The organism is Acidovorax sp. HMWF029 (genome assembly GCF_003060895.1).
Taxonomy (GTDB): domain Bacteria; phylum Pseudomonadota; class Gammaproteobacteria; order Burkholderiales; family Burkholderiaceae_C; genus Acidovorax.
Map to the genome: position 1 here is coordinate 1 of NZ_QAIH01000303.1, position 5050 is coordinate 5050.

The window sequence follows — 5050 nt, forward strand, 5'->3', positions numbered from 1 at the left end:
ACGCAGCGCAGCCCCCCCGCCACGCGAGAAAGCCGCGCCGCCCGCACCTGCCCCCCGGGGGGCCGAGCCGTCTGCGCCGCCCGCCCGCTCCCGTGCCGAGCCGACCCGTGATCCTGCCCGCGACGTGGCCCGCGACACCGCGCGTGGGGTGCTTCCGGCCCGGGCGCCCGAGACCGCCGCCGTAGCCGCCACGCCTGCGCCCACCATGGCCACCGGCACAGTGTTCGCCCAGGGCGATCTGCCCGAGGCCGTGCGCGCGCAGTTGCCGTCGCTCAAGATTTCGGGCGTCACCTACTCGGCCAACCCGGCGTACCGCATGGCCATCGTCAACGGCCAGGTGCTGCACGAGGGCGACCCGGCCGGCCCGGGGCTGTTGCTGGAGAAGATCGAACCCGGGCGCACCATCTGGTCGTTCAAGGGCTACCGCTACGGGTTGGCCTCGCAGTAGTCCCCTTGCGTACCGTTGGGGGCGGAAATTTGAGAAAAAAACAGCCTTTGCGCGCGATAGACATGTCTTTTGTGCTATCTATTTAATAGCAAATATGCCTTGCGCCATGAGGGCGCCGCGCCAGCGCCCGCCATGTCAGCGGATAAAACGCCCGTCGCGCCCCACCAGTGTCAGTTCCACAAAACGCGAAGCGTTGCGCTCCGGCGTGCTGGCGTTGATCTCGAAACCCCCCAGGTCCCACTTCTTGAGATTCCAGGTGGCGTCGATGAAGGCGGCGCGCGTGGGGTTGCGGCCTGCGCGCTGCAGCGCTTCGGCAAAGACGCGGGCGTTGATGTAGCCCTCCAGCGCGAGGTGTGATGGCTCTGCCGTCGCGCCCGAGGCCTTCCAGGCCGCCTGGAAGTCCCGCACCACGGGCATCACCACGTTGGAGGGCAGGGGCACCACCTGCGAGATCGCCATACCCGTGGCGTCGGCGCCGAGGGCCTTCACGGTGGCCGGGGTGCCCATCACCGACAGCGCATACAGAGTCACGCCCCGCTTGAGGGCCCGGAAGGCCTTCACGAACTCCAGCGTGGGCTTGCCCGCCAGGCCGATCACGATGGCTTCCAGGTTGCCGCCCGCCAGCTTGGCTGCGGCGCTGCCCGCGTCCGAGGCATTGCTCTCTACCGTCACGGTCAGCGCCTCGGGCAACTTGAGCCGGTCCATGGACTGCTTGGCTGCGCTGAACACCTCTTTGCCGAACGCGTTGTTCTGGTAGACGATCCCGATGCGCTGGATGCCGATGGTGGACAGGTGTTGCACCAGTTTTTCTGCCTCGTCGGAGTAGCTCGCGCGGATGTTGAATACGCTGCGCGCCTTGGTCCGGCTGAGCTGAGCGCCAGTGAAGGGGGCAAAAAACGGGATACCGCTGTCGATCACCTTGGGCAGCATGGCGTCGATCATGGGCGTGCCCATGCAGTTGAAAAGTGCAAACGTGGACGGGTCGGCCAGGAACTGCTCCACGTTGGCCAGCGCCCTGGGCACGTCGTAGGTATCGTCCTGCGTGGTCAGTTCAATCGCCTTGCCGTGGATGCCGCCGCGCGCATTGATGGCGGCAAACGCCGCTTTGGCGCCCTGGTGCATGGCCGACCCCAGATCGCCCAGCGGGCCGGTAAGTGCGGTGGACTGCGCAATCTTGATCGCGCCGTCCTGCGCACGGACGTGGCCTGGCAGGCCCGCCAGTCCCACCCAGGGCAGCGCGGCCACGGCGGCCAGGGCCTGGCGCCGCCTCAGGCCATGGCCTTGGACTGCGTGGGCGGCGGGGCGCGCGGCGTGCGCGGGCACGGCGGAGCCCGGCCCGGTGGATGGGTGATTGTTCATGGCGTTGTCTCCTCGGTAGCCCCGACCTCGAAAGGACCTTGATCAGGTGTCAAGGCCAGGGGAGGCGCCATCATCCGGCTGAGATTGGCATTTTTTTGTCTTTCTGGCGACAATTTGGATCAGGATTTCCCGTATCCATCCGCCCCCCTCCGACCTGATCGTGCCCATGGACTCCCGCATCAACCAGGACCTGTCGCTGCACCAGCGGCGCCGCCCCCCCACCGCCGACGAACTGGATGGCATCCCGTGGCTGGACCAGTTGCAGCCTGCTGAGCGCGAACGTGCTGTGGCCTCTCTGCTGGTGGGCGATGCCCAACCGGGTGACTATGTGTGCCGTGTAGGGCGTCCGGTGACCTACTGGTTTGGGGTGGTCGAGGGCCTGCTCAAGATGAGCAGCGACGACGCGCAGGGCCAGACCATGACCTATGCAGGTCTGCCGCCGGGCGGCTGGTTTGGCGAAGGCACCACCATCAAGCGCGAGCCCTACCGCTACAACATCCAGGCGCTGCGCAAAAGTGTGGTGGCGGGCCTGCCTATCGACACCTTCCACTGGCTTCTGGACCACTCCATTGGCTTCAACCGCTTTGTGATGAACCAGCTGAACGAGCGCCTGGGCCAGTTCATCGCCGCGCGCGAGATCGACCGGCTGAACAACCCCGATGTGCGCGTAGCGCGCAGCCTGGCGTCGCTATTCAACCCCGTGCTGTACCCGGGTGTGGGCGAGGTGCTGCGCATCACGCAGCAGGAGCTGGCCTACCTGGTGGGGTTGTCGCGCCAGCGGGTGAATGAGGCGCTGGCTGCGCTGGAGGCGCAGGGCGCGATCCGCATCGAATACGGCGGCCTGCGGGTGCTGGACCTGGCGGCGCTGCGGTCAAGCATCTTCCAGTTCAAGGGAGGCTGAGCCGCGCGCCCGGCGGCATTCAGTGCGGCAGCGACGGCAGCTTGCTGCGCGGCTTCAGCGCCGGTGTGTGTGGGCTGGCGCTGCGCCGTGCGGGGGCCGAAATGGGGGTTGGGGCTGCCTGCGGGGTGCTGGTGCCCCAGCTGTCATCTCCACCGCCATCGGTGCGCGAGAGGCGGAACGCGCCCACCATCTGCGTGAGGCGACCGGCTTGCTCTTTCAGGCTGTCGGCCGCTGCGGCACCTTCTTCCACCAGCGCGGCGTTTTGCTGCGTCATCTCGTCCAGCGCCCCTACCGACTGGGTCACGTGGCCGATGCGCTGGCTCTGTTCCTGGGTGGCCGCGGTGATTTCGCCCATGATGTCCGACACGCGGCGCACCGACATCACCAAGTCTTCAATGGTCTTGCCCGCATGGTTGACCAGGGTGCTGCCTTCCTGCACCTGCTCCACGCTGGTGCCAATCAGCGCCTTGATCTCCCGCGCGGCGTTGGCCGAACGGCCTGCCAGGTTGCGCACTTCGCCGGCCACCACGGCAAAGCCCCGGCCCTGTTCGCCCGCGCGGGCGGCCTCCACGGCGGCGTTCAGCGCAAGGATATTGGTCTGGAAAGCGATGCCGTCGATCACGCTGATGATGTCGGCGATCTTGCGCGAGCTGGCGCTGATGGTGTCCATGGTGCGCACCACCTGTGTAACCACCTCACCGCCGCGCGTGGCGGCATCCGATGCGGTGGATGCCAGCTGGTTGGCCTGGCGCGCGGAGTCTGCGCTCTGGGTGACGGTGCCTGTCAGGTCCACCAGCGACGATGCAGCGCTTTGCAGGTTGTGCGAGGTCTGTTCGGTGCGCTGGCTCAGGTCGAGGTTGCCGGAGGCCACTTCGGAGCTGGCTACCAGAATGGATTCCGCCGTCTGGCCGATATCGCCCACCAGCGCACGCAGACGCTCCTGCATGGCTGCAATGGCTTCCAGCAGGCGACCGGTTTCATCGTGGATGCGCACCTCCACCTGCGAGGTAAGGTCGCCGCGCGCAATGCGCTCGGCGACCACCACGGCGCGTCCGATGGGGGCGGTGATGCTGGCGGTGATGCGCCACGCAATCAGTGCGCCCAGGCCAATGGCCAGCAGCACCAGCAGGCCGCCCACCAGGCGGGCCTGGCCCTGGGTCTGCTCGCTGGAGGCCGTGGCTTCGGCGTTCAGCGTGTTCTGCAGCTCGATGAGTTCGCCCAGCTTGTTGCGCCAGGCGGTTTCAGAGGGCGCCACGCGGGTCATCAGCGCGAGTGTGGCGCTCACGGTGTCGCCGTCGTCGGCAGCCTTGATGGCATTGGCGAGTTCGGGGCGCGTCTTGCGGCCCAGCTCCTGCACTTCGGTCAGCAGCTTGATCTCGGCTGCGGTCGCGCTGTCGGGTGTCAGAAGCGCGGCCAGCGCGGTTTCCTGGGTGGTGTAGTCCTTGAGCGTCTTGTCCACTGCTTCGATCTGAGCGCGCGCTTGTTTGGGGTCGATGTCGTTGAGCATGGCCGCCGATCGGCTCTGGATGCCGATGGCGCTCACGCTCTCCAGCATGCCGTTGACCAGCTTGGCTTTGCTGGCTCCGGTGCCGGTGATCTGGTGCATCTGCCCGTTGACCTGACTTACCGACAACTGGCCCAGGGCCGCCACAGCGATGATGAGCACCAGCATGCATCCGAAGCCCAGGCTGAGTCGGCTGGAGATGGACAAGGATTTGAGGGCGGCGGTGGCAGGCATGGAAGTCCTTGTGTCTCGTTGGGCGTCGGAGGCATCAGGTCGGCACGAACCAACCGGTGCGCATAGATCAAAGCAATATCGGTGCCCACAGGGACAGGCTGGGCGGGTGCACTTTCGACGCAGTGTAGGCAGAAATCTCAAAATGTGTCATGAGCGTTGCTGATGGGGACATGCCCGAATTGCATGGCCTGGTTTGTTACAAACGAGCGGCCTTGTTTAGGCAGCGCGGCAGCATCTATCAGCAACAGGAGATGCCCGGGAGTTTTGTGTAAAAAATGCCATCAACGCCTGATGGTATTGATTTTGTTGCTATCATTTTTGAATTTTCCCCGAGGCCCATCGGTTTTGGCCGGGGGGCGACGTCCGGAGGGCAATCAGGTATAAACCTGTAACAGTCACGAGGTCTTTTGTGCGTCCCATTTTTTATTCTTCGGCGCTGCGCGCCGCACCGGTAGCCGTGGTTGGGGCTCTGCTCGCGGGGTGTGCGGCCACGTCCGCGCCCGACACTGGCCTGCGCGAGGCAGTGGTGGCGGTGACCAGCTCTCACGAACTGATCACCTTCCAGGCGAGCCAGCCTGGCCGCATCCTGGAGCGGCGCCCGGTC

4 protein-coding genes and 1 pseudogene are annotated in these 5050 nt (G+C 66.0%); 3 read left to right on the plus strand and 2 right to left on the minus strand.

Annotated features, from left to right (window positions below; genetic code table 11):
• On the plus strand, positions 1-448 hold a 448-nt coding region (locus tag DBR12_RS23300; RefSeq protein ID WP_233244981.1), incomplete at its 5' end, for a general secretion pathway protein GspB.
• A gap of 135 nt (positions 449-583) precedes the next feature.
• Here DBR12_RS23300 and DBR12_RS20420 read toward each other — a convergent pair.
• Positions 584-1807 carry an ABC transporter substrate-binding protein gene (locus DBR12_RS20420; protein WP_233244982.1) on the minus strand — a complete coding sequence of 408 codons (1224 nt, stop codon included), beginning with the start codon at positions 1805-1807 and terminating at the stop codon, positions 584-586.
• 166 nt (positions 1808-1973) lie between these two features.
• Between DBR12_RS20420 and DBR12_RS20425 the strand changes: the two genes are divergently transcribed.
• The gene (locus tag DBR12_RS20425) at positions 1974-2708 is read left to right on the plus strand and encodes a Crp/Fnr family transcriptional regulator (RefSeq protein ID WP_108618900.1); all 735 of its coding nucleotides are present in this window, start codon (positions 1974-1976) and stop codon (positions 2706-2708) included.
• Positions 2709-2727: 19 nt separating this feature from the next.
• Here the strand turns inward: DBR12_RS20425 and DBR12_RS20430 are convergent, their stop codons facing one another.
• Positions 2728-4446, minus strand: coding sequence for a methyl-accepting chemotaxis protein (locus tag DBR12_RS20430; RefSeq protein WP_108618901.1), 1719 nt, complete (start codon positions 4444-4446; stop codon positions 2728-2730).
• A 409-nt stretch (positions 4447-4855) separates the two neighbouring features.
• Between DBR12_RS20430 and DBR12_RS23305 the strand changes: the two are divergent.
• Positions 4856-5050, plus strand: a pseudogene (locus tag DBR12_RS23305) (hypothetical protein); the annotation flags it as partial.